The following is a 15,619-nucleotide window of genomic DNA, read 5'->3' as shown; positions in this document are numbered from 1 at the left end:
CGCCTTGATGCAAAGTGAATAGGTGTTCGCCCGTGTTCCGATCGTTGTAGAACACAAATCCGATTCGGATGCCTTCGCTGGGAACGTAGGGCATTCCGTCGGCAGCGACAAATATCTGGGTTGGGATGAGCTGAACCGGGAAGTCCTGTGCAGCGCGAGGATTCTCCCAAACGTCGACGAACTTGACAATGGCGCTGCCTTGCATCTCCGCGTTGATCTCCTGGAGAATGGGAGCCATTTGCTTGCACTGATCACAGGAATCCGCGCCGAAGTCGATGATGATCGGCAAGCCGTAGCGTTTCAGCGTGTCGAGATCTATGGATGTGGACACGAGTGCGTGATCCGCCGCGTAGCCGGTAGGTTCATCAACAGCCGGACCCTGGGAGCTGGTCTTGACTGCCCAGATGACGACGAGTGCCAGCGCAATCAGAAGTGGCGCGACTATCCTCGCAACCAGCCGCTTGCGCTCCGAGTGTTCATTTGCCATGAACAGAAGTCACCTCATTCGTTGCTGCTCCCCGCAGTGGTCATGGCATCCGGCTGCCGTTGACGCGATGTATGGCCTGGGCGAGGTGGTTGAACATCCTCGGCGAAACATCGCCGACAACGCCGACGGTTCAATCCCCTTTGGTTCAACCATACTTGGACAGTAAGCCCACGGTCGCACGACGGCAAGCATCGGTTGCGCACTAGCGGCTGGGCGGGTGCGAGTGATCACGCCTCCGCTGTGGCTGCGGCGACCGTGCCGTGCACGTCACAGACTGCGGCGAGAGTGTTGTAGACGGTGCCGAACTGGCGAAGGTTTCGGTGCAGCAGGTCGACGCGGCGTTCGGGCTCATCTGTTACGATGCGCACGTCGTACTCGACCTCGACGAACTGGGGCGGGGAGTCTTGTCGCCGCGCTTGCACACGCACGTCGGCGCTGGTGTACGTGAACCCGATCAGTGTGCTGGTTCGTTCGATGTTCTTCATCAGGCAGGACGCGAACGCGGCGGCCAGAAGCTCGGCTGGTCCTGGCGCGCCGGACGGTTCGACCCCCCAAGCAGTGTCGATCGGCACCGTCTGGTCGCCTGCCTGCACATGTGCGACCCCGCCAGGGCGGCACTGCGCCCTCACCTGATACGTCGTTGGTGGCTCAGCCATGTCGCCATCCTGCCACCCGGACATTCATCCGAAGCCGACGGCCACCGCGGCGACCCAGCGCTGACAGCAACCGCTCACCCGCCACCGATCACTATTGATCAACGTCTGTTGTTGATACCGAAATCGCTTGGTGCTAGGTTGGCGTCATGCCCCAGATCTTGGAAGTCGGGTTGCTCGCCGCCCGCGATCTAGGAGACCTCGATCACGCGCGACTGCTCGCACCCAAGTTGAAGGCACTTGCCGACGAGACACGGCTTGCCTTGGTCCTTTGCCTGTCTGACCGTCCCCACACGGTGCGGGAGTTGCAGGAGAGGACTGGGCTGGGCCAGACCCTGGTGAGTCATCACCTGGGCCTTCTCCGAGAGCAAGGGCTTGTCAGCGCCACCGCGCATGGACGCAGTAATACCTACGCTCTGTGCTGCGACCAACTGGCAGAGCCAGTGCGGTTGTTGGCCACGCTGGCAGCGCTGACGCCGGTCGGCGTCGCCGCCTGTTGCGATCCTCTCACCCGGGACGTGGTCGATCCGCTCCCGTGAATCGCGGCTCAGTTCACTGTCGCCGTTGTGCCGAGTTCATCAATGGGCCCCCAGCGGTCGGAAGACTTCCACTGCGGATAGGGCAATCAGCTTGAGATATGGGAGAAGCATGCAGAGCCTTCTACGGCTCCTGGGCCTGGCTCGGGAACTCTGGCCCTACTACCTGGGTATCGCCTTGGCTGCGCTGGCAACGGCGGGAACCGCACTTCTGACGCCGTTCATCATCAAGGCCGCCACCGACGAGATCGTCTCGCAGATCCGGGGGGAGGGCGGCGGAGTGCGCGCTCTGCTCTGGTTGGCAGTAGCGCTGCTGGTGGTGGAACTCGTCAGCACGGCGGTGACGAATGTGGGTGGCTATCTGGGTGACGTGATGTCGGTCAAACTCAGGGCCATCCTGTCGTCGCGCTACTACGCGAAGATGCTCACCCTTCCGCAGCACTACTTCGATGGCCAGCTCACCGGCACCGTGATCAACCGGCTGACCAGATCGATCGCCGAAACGTCCCAGTTCTTCCAGATGTTCGCCAACAACTTCCTGCCGCTCCTGCTCACCGTGCTGGCCGTGCTCGTCGTGACCGCGACCTACTCGGTCTGGTTGACGCTGCTGCTGGTGGTGATCTACCCCATCTTCATGTGGCTCACGGCCCTGACGTCAAAGCACTGGCAACCGCTCGAGCGCGAGAAGAACCAGCAGTTCGACATCGCCGGGGGCCGGTTCGCTGAGGCCATCGGCCAGATCCGAGTGGTCAAGAGCTTCACCGCTGAGTTGCGTGAGCTGCGGGTCTTCAACGACCGCTATACCAAGACGGTCGACGTGACGCACGGCCAGTCCCGCTATTGGCACCTCATGGACGTTGCTCGCCGCGGCGCCTTCGCACTGATCTTCTTCGCCATCTACGCGATCATCTTCACCTCCACGGCGTCAGGCGCGTTCACGCTCGGCGCCATGGTCCTGTTGATCCAGTTGGTCGCGATGGCCAAGCAGCCGGTCAGCATGATGAGCTACCTCGTCGACAGCTCCCAGCGCGCGATCGCCGGCTCCAACAGCTACCTTGAAGCGCTCGATGAGCTCCCCGAGCCGCATGCCCCCTTCGGCCCCGAAGCAGCGCTCAGCTTCACCCGACCCGCACAAACCGAGGCGGCGGTCGCAGCCGACTTGGCCCCTTGGCGCGTTGTTGATGACGCGCCGGCCCTGTCTTTCGATCACGTGTCGTTCTCCTACGACGGTGCCTCCGACGTCCTCCAAGATGTGACGTTCTCCGTCGCGCCGGGTGAGCGAGTGGCGTTCGTCGGGGAGTCGGGCGGGGGAAAGACGACCCTCGTGAACCTACTGCTCGGGCTGTACCGGCCCGACTCCGGTGTGGTGCAGGTGGGCGGCGGCGACGTCACCCGCCTGCCCCTGCAGCAGCTTCGCGGTCAAATAGGCGTGGTCTTCCAGGACGCGGCCCTGTTCTCGGGGACGATCCGGGAGAACATCGCCTACGGCCGGCCGGACGCAGCGGCTTCCCAGATCGAGGACGCAGCGCAGCGCGCCAACGCACACGAGTTCGTGGCTCGCCTGACCAAGGGGTATGACTCCGAGATAGGTGAGCGTGGCATCAAGTTGTCTGGCGGCCAAAAGCAGCGGGTCGCCGTGGCCAGGGCAATACTCAAGGACGCCCCGCTCCTGGTCCTTGACGAGGCCACGTCGGCCCTCGACTCCAAGGCCGAACGGCTCGTCCAGGCCGGCCTGGAGGCCCTCATGGCCAATCGCACCACCCTGATCATCGCCCACCGCCTCTCGACGATCTCCTCGGTCGACAGGATCATCACGCTGCGCGACGGCCGGGTGGACGAGATCGGCTCGCCGGAGGAATTGGCCCGCTCGGGCGGCATCTACGCCGAGCTGTTGGCGCTCCAGGCGTCCGCGACGAAGGCCGACCGCAAGCGTCTCCACGCCTATGACATCACTGGCTGAGTAGCCCCTCGTCTCGCTCCATCGGCATGCTTGACACCCACCCGGTCGAAGAGGAAGGTTCGAGCATGGTTGATTCAAGGACCGCTGAAGCCGGAATCTCGGGAGCGTCCCAGGTCTGCCCGCGCCCGGTGCGCCAAGTCCCCCCGCGCATCAGGGGATGGGCTCGATCACATGGATGAGCCGACCGACAGAAGCGCCGACATCTGGCATTCCGAGGAGTTCATAGAACGCTGGATCGACAAGACCGATAACGGGGCCAGGAGCCCTGAGCGCCAGTTCCGCTTGATGGGCGAACTGCTGCCGTTCGACAGCCACGAGTCGTTCACGTTCATGGATCTCGGCGCCGGAACTGGGGCTGCGGCACGCGGAATCCTCGATCTGTACCCACTGAGCACCGCGATCCTTGCCGACTACTCCCGCCCGATGATGGTTGCCGGCGAGCGAGAGATGCAGCCATTCGCCGGACGATTCCGCTATGTCGAGTTCGACATGTCAGTGGGTCGCTGGCCACCACAGGTTCCGGCCAAACTGGACGCTGTCGTGACCTCGATGTGCATCCACCACATGCCCGATCGACGCAAGCAGGGCTTGTTCCGGGAGATCTTCGAGCACCTGGCCCCCGGCGGCTGGTACCTCAACTACGACACGGTGACCGCGACGGACCCCGTCGTGGTGGCCGCCTGGGACCGAGCGGATGCTCGAAGCCACCCTGACGACGGGATCCCGGGCGCCCCCCTCACCTCACTGGAGCAGGCCGGTCACGAAGACCACATCCGGAACGTCACAGCGCTCGAACCACAAGTCGGGTTCCTCCGTTCTGCCGGCTTCGAGGGGATCGATGTCTACTGGAAGCGCCTGGATGCGGTGATCTACGGAGGCCGCCGGCCCTTGATCGGTGGCGACTCGGGCGATGCCGGGCTCAAGGGTTCGGCAGCGGACGCGCGCCCGGGCGCCTAGCGTGATGGGTATGACCGATCACTTCGATGTGGTGGTCCTGGGCGCCGGACCCGGAGGGTATGTGGCAGCAATTCGTGCTGCGCAGCTGGGGCTCCAGGTGGGGATCATCGAGAACCAGTATTGGGGCGGGGTTTGCCTGAATGTGGGCTGCATCCCGACCAAGGCCCTCCTGCGCAACGCGGAGTTGGTGCACATCCTCACCTCCCAGGCCGATGTGTTCGGGATCCGAGGAGAATTCAGCTTCGACTACGGTCAGGCGGTCTCTCGTAGCCGCCAGGTGGTGGAGCGGTCGGTGAACGGCGTCCATTTCCTGATGCGGAAGAACAAGATCACAGAGATCCACGGCTGGGGCGGGTTCGTCGACGCGCATTCGATTCGTGTGGCTGGTGAACAGGGTGAGCGGGTGGTCTCGTTCGACACCTGCATCATCGCCACCGGGTCCACAACCAAGTTGCTTCCAGGGACGGCGAGGTCGCCTCGGGTGTTCACCTACGAAGAGCAGATCGTCTCGACGGACGTGCCGGGATCGGTGGTCATCTGTGGGGCGGGGGCGATCGGGACCGAGTTCGCGTTCGTCTTGGCCAACTACGGCGCGCAGGTGACAATCGTGGAGTTTCTGGATCGGATGGTGCCGAACGAGGATCCCGAGATTTCCGCCGAGCTGGCCAAGGCCTATCGCAAGCTCGGGGTGACGGTCCTGGTCGGCACCCGGGTGGAGTCGATCGAAGAGACCTCGGAGAACGTGCGGGTGACGCTGAGTTCGGCTGCGGGTGGGCCGTCGCACGTTCTGGAAGCCGACCGGGTCCTGCAGGCGATCGGCTTCGCAGCCCGCACTCAGGGCTACGGGTTGGAGAACACGGGAGTGGCCCTGACCGAGCGTGGCGCGATCGCAATCGACGAGTGCATGCGGACCAGCGTCCCGGGGTTGTATGCCGTGGGGGATGTGACGATGAAGTCGATGCTGGCCCACACCGCTTCGGCGATGGGAGTGGTGGCTGCGGAGACGATAGCGGGCGCTGAGACCATGCCGATCAACTACGACATGATCCCGCGCGCAACGTACTGCCAGCCACAGATCGGTTCGTTCGGATATACCGAGCAGCAGGCGCGCGACCGCGGCCATCAGGTGAAGGTCGCGAAGTTCCCGTTCTCGGCGAACGGCAAGGCATCCGGTCTAGGAGAGACGACCGGGTTTGTGAAAGTGGTCGCCGACGCGGCCCACAACGAGATCCTCGGGGTGCACATGATTGGCCCGGACGTGACCGAACTGCTGCCAGAGCTGACTCTGGCCCAGTTGTGGGACCTGACCGCCGAGGAGGTCGTCCGAAACATCCATGCACACCCGACCCTGAGCGAGGCAGTGAAGGAGGCGATGGAGGGCATCGCCGGCCAGATGATCAACCTGTGATCGACTGGCTGACGACCCGTGCCCTCAAGATCACCGGCTGAGCAACCCCGTGGACGCGGGCGTCACCGACGCGCCTCGGCTTGGACGCGGCTCCGGCGGTGGGTCTGGTAGTTGCTGTTGCCGCCGGAGAGGTTGAACACCGTGGTGAATCCGTGCCGGAGCAGGATGTTCTGGCCGGCGTTCCCGGAGACTCCCTTGTTGCAGTAGGCGATGGTCGGTGTCTGCGGGTCGAGTTCGTCGATACGGCTGCGGATCTCGGCCAGCGGGATGTTGATCGCGCCCTGGACGTGGCCCTTGGCGTAGTCGCGGGCGGAGCGGACGTCGATGATCTGCAGGGTGTCACCCGCGGCAAGCCGTGCGTCCAGTTCGCTGGGGGTGATCAGCGGCGCCTCGCCGGTGAGGGCGTTGGCAAGCGCCATGCCGGTGTAGTGGATGGGGTCCTTGGTGGTGGCGAAGGGTGGGGAGTAGGCGAGGTCGAGGTGGAACAGGTCGTCGGCGGTCGCGCCGAGGCTGATCGCGGTCGCGAGGACGTCGATGCGTTTGTCCACACCTTGAGGTCCGATGGCCTGCGCGCCGAGCAGCCTTCCAGTGTGTCGGTCGGCGATCGCCTTGATGATCAGTTCGCGTCCGCCGACGTAGGTGGCGTGGGCCGGCTTGATGTTGTGGATCACTTCCACGTCGAATCCCTGCGCCCTGGCTTCGGTTTCGCTCAGGCCGGTGTGCCCCACGGCCAACTCGAAGACACGCACGATCCCCGTGCCGAGGATGCCTCGGTGGGTGAGGTCGCCGCCGGTGATCGCGTCGCCGGCGATGCGGCCCATCTTGTTCGCGGTGGACCCCAGTGGTCGCCACAGCGGCGCTCCGGTGATCAGTGAGTAGCTCTCGGCGGCGTCGCCGACTGCGTAGACGCCCTCGACGGTGGTGCGCATGGCAGGGTCGACCTTGATGGCGCCGGTGGGGCCGAGTTCGGCACCCACGTGGAGCGCAAGCGTGGTCTCTGGTCGGACGCCGACGGACAGGATGACAAGATCCGCGGGGAGGACCTCCCCGCTGTCGAGGCGCACACCTGTGACCGAGTCGTCGCTCGCCTCGATGGCGGTCACGCTGCGGCTGAGATGAACCGAGACGCCCCGGCGGAGGAGTTCTTCCTCGACACGGAAGGCCATGTCTGGGTCGAGGGCCGGCATCACCTGGGGCAGGCGCTCCACGATGGTCACCGCCAAGCCCGAGTCGGTGAGCTGTTCCGCCATTTCCAGCCCGATGAAGCCGGAACCCACGACAACGGCAGTCTTCGGCTCGCGAGTCAGGATCCAGGCCCGGATGGCTTCGGCGTTCTGCACATTCCTGACGGTGAACACGCCAGGAGCGCCGGTGCCGGGGATGGGTGGGACGATGCTGCGGGCGCCGGTCGCCAGGACGAGGGTGTCGTAGGTGTCGGTGAACTCCCGCCCGGTGGCCAGGTCCACGATCCGGATGGTCCGGGACGGATGGTCGACGGCGAGCACTTCATGTCCGGTCCGGATGTCCATCGTGTACCGCTTGGCGAACCAGGCGGGGTCGCGGGGGTGGAGTTCATCGGCGTCGGCCACGTGCCCTCCGACGAAGTAGGGGATCCCGCAGCCGGAGTAGGAGATGTCGCGGTCGCGGTCGTACACAACGATCTCGAGCCGCTCGTCGTTACGGCGGGCCTTGGCGCCCACTGAGGTGCCGGCGGCGACGGCCCCGATGATGACGAGCCGGCGCGGCGCGGGGCTGGGTGACGCGGACTGGGACGGGAGAACGCTTGGCATGTGAAACCTCCATGGTGGGGAACGACGCTTGAGTCGCGCAGGTGAGCGGCGGATAACCAGGGTGTCTGGGCATCTGCCCTGGGGCTAGCTGTCGGCAGCAACAGGCCTGTCGAGGGGCTCGCCGCCGGAGAACGCGTCACCGGCAGGCCTTCGTGGGTTCGATTCCGAGCTCGGTGAGGAGCTGGTGAACTTTTACCTCGATGCGGTCGGCGATGCCGGCCACGATGTCGAGGGGCTGGTCGGCCGGGTCGGGAAGATCCCAGTCGAGGTAGCGCCGTCCCGGGTAGATGGGACAGGCGTCCCCGCAGCCCATGGTGATCACCACGTCGGCGGCCCGGATGAAGTCGTCAGTGATCGGCTTGGGGAACTCCCCGTCGAGATCGACACCCCGCTTGGCCATCACCTCGACCACGGTTGGGTTCACCTGTCCGGCGGGCAGCGAGCCTGCTGATCGGACGTGGACCTTGGCCCCGCCCAGACGCTGGGTCAGCGACGCCGCCATCTGGGATCGTCCGGAGTTCTGGGTGCAGACGAACAACACTTCCGGTACCGGCTTGGCGATCCTCCCGGTCGCCTGGGCCAGCGCAGCCAACCGCTCCCCCGCAAAACGCAGCGCCAGAACCGGCAGATGGGTCTTCACCCGGGACGTGCGGTAAAGGCTTTGGTACGACTCGTGGACATAGCGGTCGATGGTTTCGGTGCTGAAGCTCCCGGCGTAGCGGAACGCCAGTTCTTCGATCCCCCGCCTCAGGGCGTGCTCGGCGTTGTCCGAGGCCAGACCCGGAAGAGCCTTCCCCTCCGCACGGGGAGCCGAGTGGGTGTGGCGAATCGGTGCCGGGAGCGAGTCCTGTGGGGTGATCAGGGCCGCAGCCTCGGCGAGCGTGGCCACGTTGGCCCGGTAGAGCACACCGGTGCCCTCCCGGGTCCGGACCAGCAGCCCGGCCTCGAAAAGGACGTTCAGATGATGGGTGATGGTCGGTTGGGAGAGGTCGAACTCGGCCCCGAGATCCCCCACCCTGGACTGACCCTCCGCCAAGATCAACGACACCAGGCGAAGCCGCACCGGGTCGGCGAGGGCCTTCAGCACCCTGGCCGCGGCCGTGGCTTGCGCCACCGTCAGCACTGGCGGACGCTCATCCTTGGACTTAGACACACGTCAATATTGATGGAAATCAAACAAATACGCAACCTTCCTCCGCAGTGGCGCAAGGGGGTCGGTGTGGTGCTCCAGGGCCTGAGTCAGTTGATCAACAGCAGGGAGATCATGATCGTGGCCAGGATGGCCCACAGCGAGTTCTTCTTCAGCACACCCACCCAGACATAGGTGGCGGCGAAGATCAGCCACTGTGGCCACGACACCAGCGACTTGGCGGCGAACTGGAGGGTGACGGACAGGATCAGGCCGATGAAGCCGGACTGGAGGCCCTTGATGACAGCCCTGGTGGCCGGGTGGTTCTGGACCCGGGCGTGCAGGTCGGCGAGCAGGATGATGGCGGTCACGGAGGGGATGAACACGGCCACGGTGGCGGCGAGGGCGCCGATGACGCCGGCGACGCGGTAGCCGATGAAGGTGGCGGTGATGAAGACAGGCCCGGGCGTGATCTGACCCAGGGCGATGCCGTCCACGAACTCCTTGGTGGTCAGCCAGCCGTGCGCATCGACGACCTGGGCGTGAATGAGCGGGATGCTCCCAAAACCGCCGCCGAAGGCGGTGGCGCCGATTCCGAGGAAGGTGGCCATGAGTTCGCGGGTGTACGGGACGGCCAGACCGGCGGTCACGACAGCTGCGACGAGAGCTGCGGGTACGAAGGCACGCGCAGGGAGTCGCTCTGGGGTTTGTGGGGCTTGTGCGTCCGGAACTGCTGCGCCTCGCTTGCACAAGGGGAGGAAGAGCAGGATTCCCAGCAGGGCGGCCGCGAGGACGACCCACAACACGTTGGCGTGCAGAAAGTGGACGCCGGTGAATCCGGCGGCGGCGATGAGCGCTCCTCGCCAGTCGTCGCGGCTCAGCTTGCCGAACACGGATCGGCCGAGGACGACAGTGGCATTGAGCAGGAGCGCGACGACCAGCGCCCCCAGCCCGGCGAACAGTGACTTGACGAAACTCAACTGTCCGTAGGCGAAGTAGGCCCACGACAGCGCGAGCATCAGCAGCGTCGGTGGGGTGACGAACCCCAGTGGGGCGATCACCCCACCCCAGATCCTCTTCACCTTGAATCCCACATAACCCAGGACGGTCACCCCGGTCGCGCCCGGCAGGGCCTGCGCCAGGCTCAGGGCGTCCATGAAGTCCTTCTCGGTGATCCACTTCTTCTTGGTCACCAAGGTCTGTTTCATCAGGGCCAGGATCGCCGGTCCGCCGTAGCCGATGGCGCCGAGATGGGCGGTGGTCCGCAGGAGTTCACCCAGAGTCGGTGCGTCAGCGAGGGCACCGGCGTCAACGGCTTTGGACTGTTGGTTCCCGGAGGCCGGCCCCTCGACGGGTTGGTCTGCAGCGGTGGGCTTCATCGTCTTCCGGCTCTGGCGCTGATGACTGCGGGTCAGGCCTGGGACTTCAGGCTGGCGAGCAAAGGCTCGGCGTTGCCGAGGATGCGGGTGGCTTCGGCGAAGCGGGCGATCTTGAAAGTCTCCAGGAGCTTGGCCGGGTCGATCTGCAGTCCATTCGCCTTGTTGGTCATAGCCTCCACGCAGGCGCGGCTGCCGGTAGCCAGGGCCACCGCGAGATAGATCAGAGTCCTGGTCTCTTCCGTCAACGCACCGCTGCCGTCCTTCGGCATGGCGAAACCGCTGTCCTGGACGTGGCGGAGCAGAAACTTGGGTGCGACCTCTCCGGCGAGCTGCGCGGCGACGGGAACGGTCCCCAGAGAGGCAGTTATGCTGGCCAGGATCTGGTCGGTGGTCGGGACCACAGCTTTTGTCATCGAATCTCCTCAAGTTCAAAGTCCATTAGGTCAAGAATTCTTGATCTGACGTCACCGTACGCCCCTTCATCAACGAGCCGCAACGTCGCCCCCAGTCGTGGACGCCGGGACCCAGAGAGGGAGTCGCCGTCGGAGGAAGTGCTACGGTTTCAAGCATGTTTGATTCAAGCACCATTGAATTGGTGCCACGCGTGAGGTTGGCCCTTCGGACAGTGCGCCCGGGAGTTGAGGGTTGATGGCCGCGCACATGGCCGAGCACGTGGTGGGGCCGGTGCGCCGGGGACAGAGCCGTGCGCTGGTGTGGGCGTTGGGCCTGAATGGCGCCTTCCTGGTGGTGGAGTTGGTGGCCGGGGTCCTGTTCGGGTCATTGGCGCTGCTGGCAGATGCCGGCCACATGGTCGCCGATGTTCTCGGGCTGGGTATCGCCGTTGCCGGAGTGGCGTTGTCGGGGCGACCCCTGAGTCGCAGGCACAGCTTCGGGTTCGCTCGCGCCGAGGTGCTGGCCGCCCAGATCAGTTCATTGCTGCTGGTGGCCGGCGGGATCTGGGTGATCGTGGAGGCTGTCTCGCGCATGACCGGACCCACGATCCCGGAGGTGAACGCCCCGGGGCTGATGTGGGTGGCCCTGGTAGGGCTGGTGATCAATGTCGCGAGCGCCGTTGTCGTCCATCGGGCCGAAGGCGAGAGCCTCAACATGCGGGCGGCCGTGGTGCATCTGGCCACCGATGCGGTCGGCTCGCTGGCCGCGCTGGTGGCCGGGGCGCTGATCTGGGCGTTTGGCTGGTCCTGGGCCGACTCGGTGGCTTCGGTGCTGATCGCCCTGCTGGTGCTGTGGGCGGGCGGACGTCTCCTGGCGCAGTCCACCCATATCCTCATGGAAGGCACCCCCCCTGGTCTGGACGCGGACGACGTCCTGTCAGCCCTTCGCGCCGTTCCCGGAGTGGTGGACGGCCACCACCTCCACCTGTGGAACCTGGCCTCCGACGAGGCCGCCTGCTCGGCGCACATCGCCGTGGCGGGACTTCCGACCCTGGCTGAGGCACAACACGTCGCTCACCTGGTCAAATCCGAGCTGGCCGACAGGTTCGGGCTCATCCACGTCACTCTCGAACTCGAAGACGCGCCACCACTGCAGCCAACCAACGCTGAGTCGGGCGCCCCACAGATCCCCTCGAAGGAGCAGTCACACACATGAGCATCACTTCCAGGCGCGCCACTGCGGCCCCCAAGCTGCCAACCGCAGGCCGGATGCGGGACCTGAATCCGGGCTGGTTCGCCTCTGCGATGGGTACCGGCATCCTGGCGGTCACCACCTACACCAATCCCGGCGGGTGGGCACCCCTGGCCAGCGCTGCCCGCGGGCTCGGTGTCGCGCTGGCCCTGGTCGCCTATGCGCTGGGCGTCCTGCTGCTGGTGGCGTACGCGATTCGATGGGTCGCCCACACCGAGGCGGCTCTGGCCGACTTCCGTCATCCGGTGAAGGGCGCGATGCACGCCACGCTTCCCGGCGGGCTGCTGGTCCTGGCCGTCATGACATCCGTGGTGAGCCCCAGCCTGCTGTCCCCATCGACGGCGACCTGGGTCATCGGGGCCGTGGCGGCGGTGGGCGGCATCTTGGCCTTCGTGATGGCCGTTGCCTTCACGTTGACCCTCGTGACCGGCGAGCCCGCAGCCGCCTCGGTGAACGGCGGCTGGTTCATCCCCCCGGTGGTCACCATCATCATGCCCATGGCGATTGCGCCCCTGATCAGCCATGTCGACCCGGCTGCTGCAGGGCTCCTGACGGCCCTCGGCTTCGCACTGTTCGGCATGGGCTTCCTGCTCTTCCTGCTGACGCTGGGCCTCCTCTACGACCGCCTGATCCTGCATCCCCTGCATCCGGCGCCCTTGGCTCCCACCATCTGGATCGGACTGGGCCCGATCGGGGTGGCGAGCCTCGCCCCGATGGCCCTCGCCCGGGCGGGTGCGCCGCTGTGGGGCGACGCGTCCACTGCCGTGAGCCTGCTCACCCGCCTGGCGAGCACCGCGATGTGGGGCTTCGGCCTGTGGTGGCTCGCCCTTGCGGCAGCCCTACTCGTGCGTTACGTCCGCAAGGGCGGCGTCCCGTTCCATCTGGGCTGGTGGGCATTCGTCTTCCCCCTCGGCGCCTACACCGCCGCCACCCTCACTCTCGCCCGCTCCTGGCACTCACCCGTCCTCGAGGGCTTTGCCGTCGTCCTCTTCGCGGGTCTGCTGGCTGCCTGGGGGATCGTGACGGCCCGCACCCTCATCGGCATCCGCTCCGGGCGGATCTGGGCAAGTTAGGGGGCTGCGCAGCCCGGGTGTTGAGCAGGCATATGATTCAGAGCGCATTGATTCAAGAGTGATTGGAGCAACCGTCGTGGACGGCTGGACGTTGTATCTGGTGTTGTCGGTCGTGTTGTTCGGGTTGTCGTTCCTGTCGGGAATGATGGGGCTGGGCGTGGCGTTCATCGCGACGCCGGTGTTGGCGATGTTCGGTTTGGATCTCCAGCACGAGATCATGCCGCTGTCGCTGTGGCTGAACGGCGTCACGGCGATCGCGAGCGCTGTGACCTTCGCGCTGAAGAAGATGGTTGACTGGCGAACTGCCATCCCCTTGCTGATCGTGACCACGATCGCCGCCCCGATCGGTGTGTGGCTGCTCAAGTTCACCTCAACCGAACTCCTGTGGTGGCTGTACGTGGCGGTCCTGCTGTTCCTCGCCTGGCGCATGGCATTCCCACCCAAGCAGGACGACTCGGCACCGTCCACGGTGACCGACCGGACGCGCGTGAAGGCGGCTGGTGCCAGCTCGGGAATCGGAGTCTTCGCCGGACTGCTTGGCGTGGGTCCAGGCTTCCTGATGATGCCCACCCTCGTCCTGCTCGGGTTCGCGGCCCGGACAGCCGCCGCCACCAACAGCGTCGTGGTGACTCTGCCGTCCTTCTCGGCGTTCATCGCCCACCTGCCCGAGGCCCGCTTCGACTGGACACTGCTCGTGATGACGACGATCACCTCCATCGCCGGGGCCCAGTTGGGGGCAAGTTTCATGGCCAAGCGTGTCAAGAGCCTGACCCTGACACGGATCTTCGCCGTCGCGCTGGTCCTGCTGGCGATCCAACGGGTGTTCGCCCTGGTCGGCTGACTTGACTTCGTCCTGACCCAAGGAGCACTATTCAATCATGGTTGATTCAAGAACCCCTGAAGCACAGGTGATCTCCGGTGCTTCCCTGCTGGCAGCGGTCGCTGACCCGATCCGCCTGCAACTGCTCCACGTGCTGGTGGGTCAGAGCCGCTGTGTCTGTGATCTGCAGCCGGAGCCGCCGATTCCGGGCAATCTGTTGAGCTACCACCTGAAGGTGCTGCGCGAGGCCGGCCTGATCGAAGGAACCCGCCGCGGACGCTGGATCGACTACGCCCTCACCGACGGCGCCTTGGATCGGCTTCACGCTGCGCTTCCGGATCCCGCCTCCGTGTCACGCCAACTGGTGGTCGTCCGATGAGCACGATCACCGAGCCGACCACGCGCCGCAACGTCCGCCGTTGGGGACTCGCGGCCGCCGCGACTCTTCTCTGGTTCGCCCTCTACAACGTGAACAAGCCGTTCTGGAACTGGCTGATCGGCGACGTCGCCGGCCTCGACCTCGACTCCCGGCTGGGCAGCGGGATCCACTTCTTCTTCTACGACACGATCAAGATCCTTCTGCTGCTGGGCGGGATCATCTTCCTGGTCACCGTGCTTCGTTCTTTCATGAGTGTCGAGCGGACCCGCGCCCTGCTGGGTGGCAAGCGGGAGGGCGTGGGTAATGTGCTCGCCGCGGGCCTTGGAGTGGTTACCCCGTTCTGCTCGTGCAGTGCGGTGCCGGCGTTCATCGGGTTCGTCGCGTCCGGGGTGCCGCTCGGGGTGACCATGAGCTTCCTCATCGCCAGCCCGCTGGTCAACGAGGTCGCCATCGCTTTGCTGCTCGGCCTCTTCGGCGTCGGACCGACCCTGCTCTACGTCGCCGCCGGGCTGACCATCGCGATCGTCGCCGGGTTCGTCATCGGACGCCTCAAGCTGGAACGCTACGTCGAGCCGTTCGTCTACGAGACCACCCTGCGTGGTAAGCCACTCGACCCGTCGGTCGGGCTCACATGGGACGACCGCTTCCAGATGGGACGCGAAGAGGTCGCGACCATCCTGCGCAAGATCTGGCCCTACCTGCTGGTCGGCATCGGTCTCGGCGCCGTGATCCACGGCTGGGTTCCCGCGGACTTCTTCGCCACCTACGCCGGCGCCGACAACCCGTTCGGGGTCCTGGTCGCGGTGCTCATCGGTGTTCCGCTGTACTCCAACGCGGCCGGCATCCTCCCTCTGGTCGACGCCCTCTACGCCAAGGGGCTCCCCATGGGGACCCTGCTGGCCTTCATGATGGCCACCGTCGCCCTCAGTCTGCCCGAGATGATCCTGCTCCGCCGCGTCCTCAAGCCCCGGCTGATCGCCACGTTCGTCGGCGTCACCGCCACCGGCATCATCGCCGTCGGCTACATCTTCAACGCCATCCTGTGAGCTGAACAGCTCAAACCACTCCGTGAACCGAGCCCCTCGACTTCACAACCACCCTGGAAACACCGAAAGGCACCACTGTGAACATCAAGATCCTCGGCCCCGGCTGCAACAATTGCGTCAACCTCGAGAAGGCGGCACGCCAGGCAGCCGCCGAACTCGGCATCGACGCGACCTTCGAGAAGGTGACCGACTACGGCGACATCCTCTCGTACAACATCATGAGCACCCCGGGCCTGGTCGTCGACGAGCGGGTCATCCTCTCCGGCCGGGTCCCCACCGCCCGTCAGGTCAAGGAGCTCCTGACCCCCTTGATGAGCTGAGGGGTCATTGCCCTGACCGGCGCAGGAGTGGGCGATTG

The 15,619-nt window shown here is 65.5% G+C and carries 16 protein-coding genes; 10 read left to right on the top strand and 6 right to left on the bottom strand.

What is annotated here, in order from left to right; all coding sequences use genetic code 11:
- Both WBL05_RS12510 and WBL05_RS12505 read right to left on the bottom strand, forming a co-directional pair.
- Positions 1–487 (bottom strand): thioredoxin family protein (locus WBL05_RS12510; RefSeq protein ID WP_424226346.1); only part of this gene is annotated, 487 nt, incomplete at its 3' end.
- A 227-nt stretch (positions 488–714) separates the two neighbouring features.
- Positions 715–1,143: an OsmC family protein gene (locus WBL05_RS12505; RefSeq protein ID WP_424226345.1), complete on the bottom strand. Its 429-nt coding sequence runs from the start codon at positions 1,141–1,143 to the stop codon at positions 715–717.
- A gap of 146 nt (positions 1,144–1,289) precedes the next feature.
- On the opposite strand from WBL05_RS12505, the gene WBL05_RS12500 reads away from it, so the two are divergent.
- The 4 genes from WBL05_RS12500 (at position 1,290) to lpdA (ending at position 6,001) form a co-directional block, all read left to right on the top strand.
- Positions 1,290–1,679 (top strand): ArsR/SmtB family transcription factor, encoded by a 390-nt coding sequence (locus WBL05_RS12500; RefSeq protein ID WP_424226344.1) that lies wholly within the window; start codon positions 1,290–1,292, stop codon positions 1,677–1,679.
- A gap of 109 nt (positions 1,680–1,788) precedes the next feature.
- Positions 1,789–3,636 (top strand): ABC transporter ATP-binding protein, encoded by a 1,848-nt coding sequence (locus WBL05_RS12495; protein ID WP_424226342.1) that lies wholly within the window; start codon positions 1,789–1,791, stop codon positions 3,634–3,636.
- A 171-nt stretch (positions 3,637–3,807) separates the two neighbouring features.
- Positions 3,808–4,593, top strand: coding sequence for a class I SAM-dependent methyltransferase (locus WBL05_RS12490; protein ID WP_424226341.1), 786 nt, complete (start codon positions 3,808–3,810; stop codon positions 4,591–4,593).
- 10 nt (positions 4,594–4,603) lie between these two features.
- Complete coding sequence (gene lpdA / locus WBL05_RS12485) at positions 4,604–6,001, top strand: dihydrolipoyl dehydrogenase (RefSeq protein ID WP_424226339.1); 1,398 nt, start codon at positions 4,604–4,606, stop codon at positions 5,999–6,001.
- A gap of 62 nt (positions 6,002–6,063) precedes the next feature.
- On the opposite strand, the gene WBL05_RS12480 is transcribed toward lpdA, so the two are convergent.
- The 4 genes from WBL05_RS12480 to WBL05_RS12465 all read right to left on the bottom strand — a co-directional run bounded on the left by WBL05_RS12480 (position 6,064) and on the right by WBL05_RS12465 (position 10,712).
- A complete protein-coding gene (locus WBL05_RS12480; protein WP_424226338.1) occupies positions 6,064–7,791 on the bottom strand; it encodes an FAD-dependent oxidoreductase in 1,728 nt (575 codons plus the stop codon).
- 136 nt (positions 7,792–7,927) lie between these two features.
- Complete coding sequence (locus WBL05_RS12475; protein ID WP_424226336.1) at positions 7,928–8,944, bottom strand: metalloregulator ArsR/SmtB family transcription factor; 1,017 nt, start codon at positions 8,942–8,944, stop codon at positions 7,928–7,930.
- 86 nt (positions 8,945–9,030) lie between these two features.
- Entirely contained in the window at positions 9,031–10,299 is a 1,269-nt protein-coding gene (gene chrA, locus WBL05_RS12470; RefSeq protein WP_424226335.1) for a chromate efflux transporter, read from the bottom strand.
- 32 nt (positions 10,300–10,331) lie between these two features.
- The gene (locus tag WBL05_RS12465; RefSeq protein WP_424226334.1) at positions 10,332–10,712 is read right to left on the bottom strand and encodes a carboxymuconolactone decarboxylase family protein; all 381 of its coding nucleotides are present in this window, start codon (positions 10,710–10,712) and stop codon (positions 10,332–10,334) included.
- A 235-nt stretch (positions 10,713–10,947) separates the two neighbouring features.
- On the opposite strand from WBL05_RS12465, the gene WBL05_RS12460 reads away from it, so the two are divergent.
- The 6 genes from WBL05_RS12460 (at position 10,948) to WBL05_RS12435 (ending at position 15,581) form a co-directional block, all read left to right on the top strand.
- Complete coding sequence (locus tag WBL05_RS12460; RefSeq protein ID WP_424226332.1) at positions 10,948–11,907, top strand: cation diffusion facilitator family transporter; 960 nt, start codon at positions 10,948–10,950, stop codon at positions 11,905–11,907.
- Positions 11,904–13,016, top strand: coding sequence for a hypothetical protein (locus tag WBL05_RS12455; protein ID WP_424226330.1), 1,113 nt, complete (start codon positions 11,904–11,906; stop codon positions 13,014–13,016). Before WBL05_RS12460 ends, WBL05_RS12455 begins: the two co-directional genes overlap by 4 nt.
- 58 nt (positions 13,017–13,074) lie before the next feature.
- Positions 13,075–13,857, top strand: a complete 783-nt coding sequence (locus WBL05_RS12450; protein ID WP_424226328.1) for a sulfite exporter TauE/SafE family protein — start codon at positions 13,075–13,077, stop codon at positions 13,855–13,857.
- 37 nt (positions 13,858–13,894) lie between these two features.
- The gene (locus WBL05_RS12445; protein ID WP_424226327.1) at positions 13,895–14,215 is read left to right on the top strand and encodes an ArsR/SmtB family transcription factor; all 321 of its coding nucleotides are present in this window, start codon (positions 13,895–13,897) and stop codon (positions 14,213–14,215) included.
- A complete protein-coding gene (locus WBL05_RS12440; protein ID WP_424226326.1) occupies positions 14,212–15,261 on the top strand; it encodes a permease in 1,050 nt (349 codons plus the stop codon). Before WBL05_RS12445 ends, WBL05_RS12440 begins: the two co-directional genes overlap by 4 nt.
- Positions 15,262–15,338: 77 nt before the next feature.
- Positions 15,339–15,581 (top strand): thioredoxin family protein, encoded by a 243-nt coding sequence (locus WBL05_RS12435; protein WP_424226325.1) that lies wholly within the window; start codon positions 15,339–15,341, stop codon positions 15,579–15,581.
- Positions 15,582–15,619: the final 38 nt, after the last annotated feature.

Origin of the sequence: Brooklawnia sp. (assembly GCF_049651565.1) — a bacterium.
GTDB lineage: Bacteria > Actinomycetota > Actinomycetes > Propionibacteriales > Propionibacteriaceae > Brooklawnia.
Note: the sequence above shows the minus strand (reverse complement) of the source record. Positions and strands in the feature narration are given on the sequence as shown.

Excerpts from the sequence above, each read along its gene's own strand:
- chrA (WP_424226335.1), bottom strand. The coding sequence starts at position 10,299 with ATGAAGCCCACCGCTGCAGACCAACCCGTCGAGGGGCCGGCCTCCGGG.
- WBL05_RS12505 (WP_424226345.1), bottom strand. The coding sequence starts at position 1,143 with ATGGCTGAGCCACCAACGACGTATCAGGTGAGGGCGCAGTGCCGCCCT.
- WBL05_RS12455 (WP_424226330.1), top strand. The coding sequence starts at position 11,904 with ATGAGCATCACTTCCAGGCGCGCCACTGCGGCCCCCAAGCTGCCAACC.
- WBL05_RS12495 (WP_424226342.1), top strand. The coding sequence starts at position 1,789 with ATGCAGAGCCTTCTACGGCTCCTGGGCCTGGCTCGGGAACTCTGGCCC.
- WBL05_RS12490 (WP_424226341.1), top strand. The coding sequence starts at position 3,808 with ATGGATGAGCCGACCGACAGAAGCGCCGACATCTGGCATTCCGAGGAG.
- WBL05_RS12440 (WP_424226326.1), top strand. The coding sequence starts at position 14,212 with ATGAGCACGATCACCGAGCCGACCACGCGCCGCAACGTCCGCCGTTGG.
- WBL05_RS12445 (WP_424226327.1), top strand. The coding sequence starts at position 13,895 with ATGGTTGATTCAAGAACCCCTGAAGCACAGGTGATCTCCGGTGCTTCC.
- lpdA (WP_424226339.1), top strand. The coding sequence starts at position 4,604 with ATGACCGATCACTTCGATGTGGTGGTCCTGGGCGCCGGACCCGGAGGG.
- WBL05_RS12460 (WP_424226332.1), top strand. The coding sequence starts at position 10,948 with ATGGCCGCGCACATGGCCGAGCACGTGGTGGGGCCGGTGCGCCGGGGA.
- WBL05_RS12465 (WP_424226334.1), bottom strand. The coding sequence starts at position 10,712 with ATGACAAAAGCTGTGGTCCCGACCACCGACCAGATCCTGGCCAGCATA.
- WBL05_RS12500 (WP_424226344.1), top strand. The coding sequence starts at position 1,290 with ATGCCCCAGATCTTGGAAGTCGGGTTGCTCGCCGCCCGCGATCTAGGA.
- WBL05_RS12480 (WP_424226338.1), bottom strand. The coding sequence starts at position 7,791 with ATGCCAAGCGTTCTCCCGTCCCAGTCCGCGTCACCCAGCCCCGCGCCG.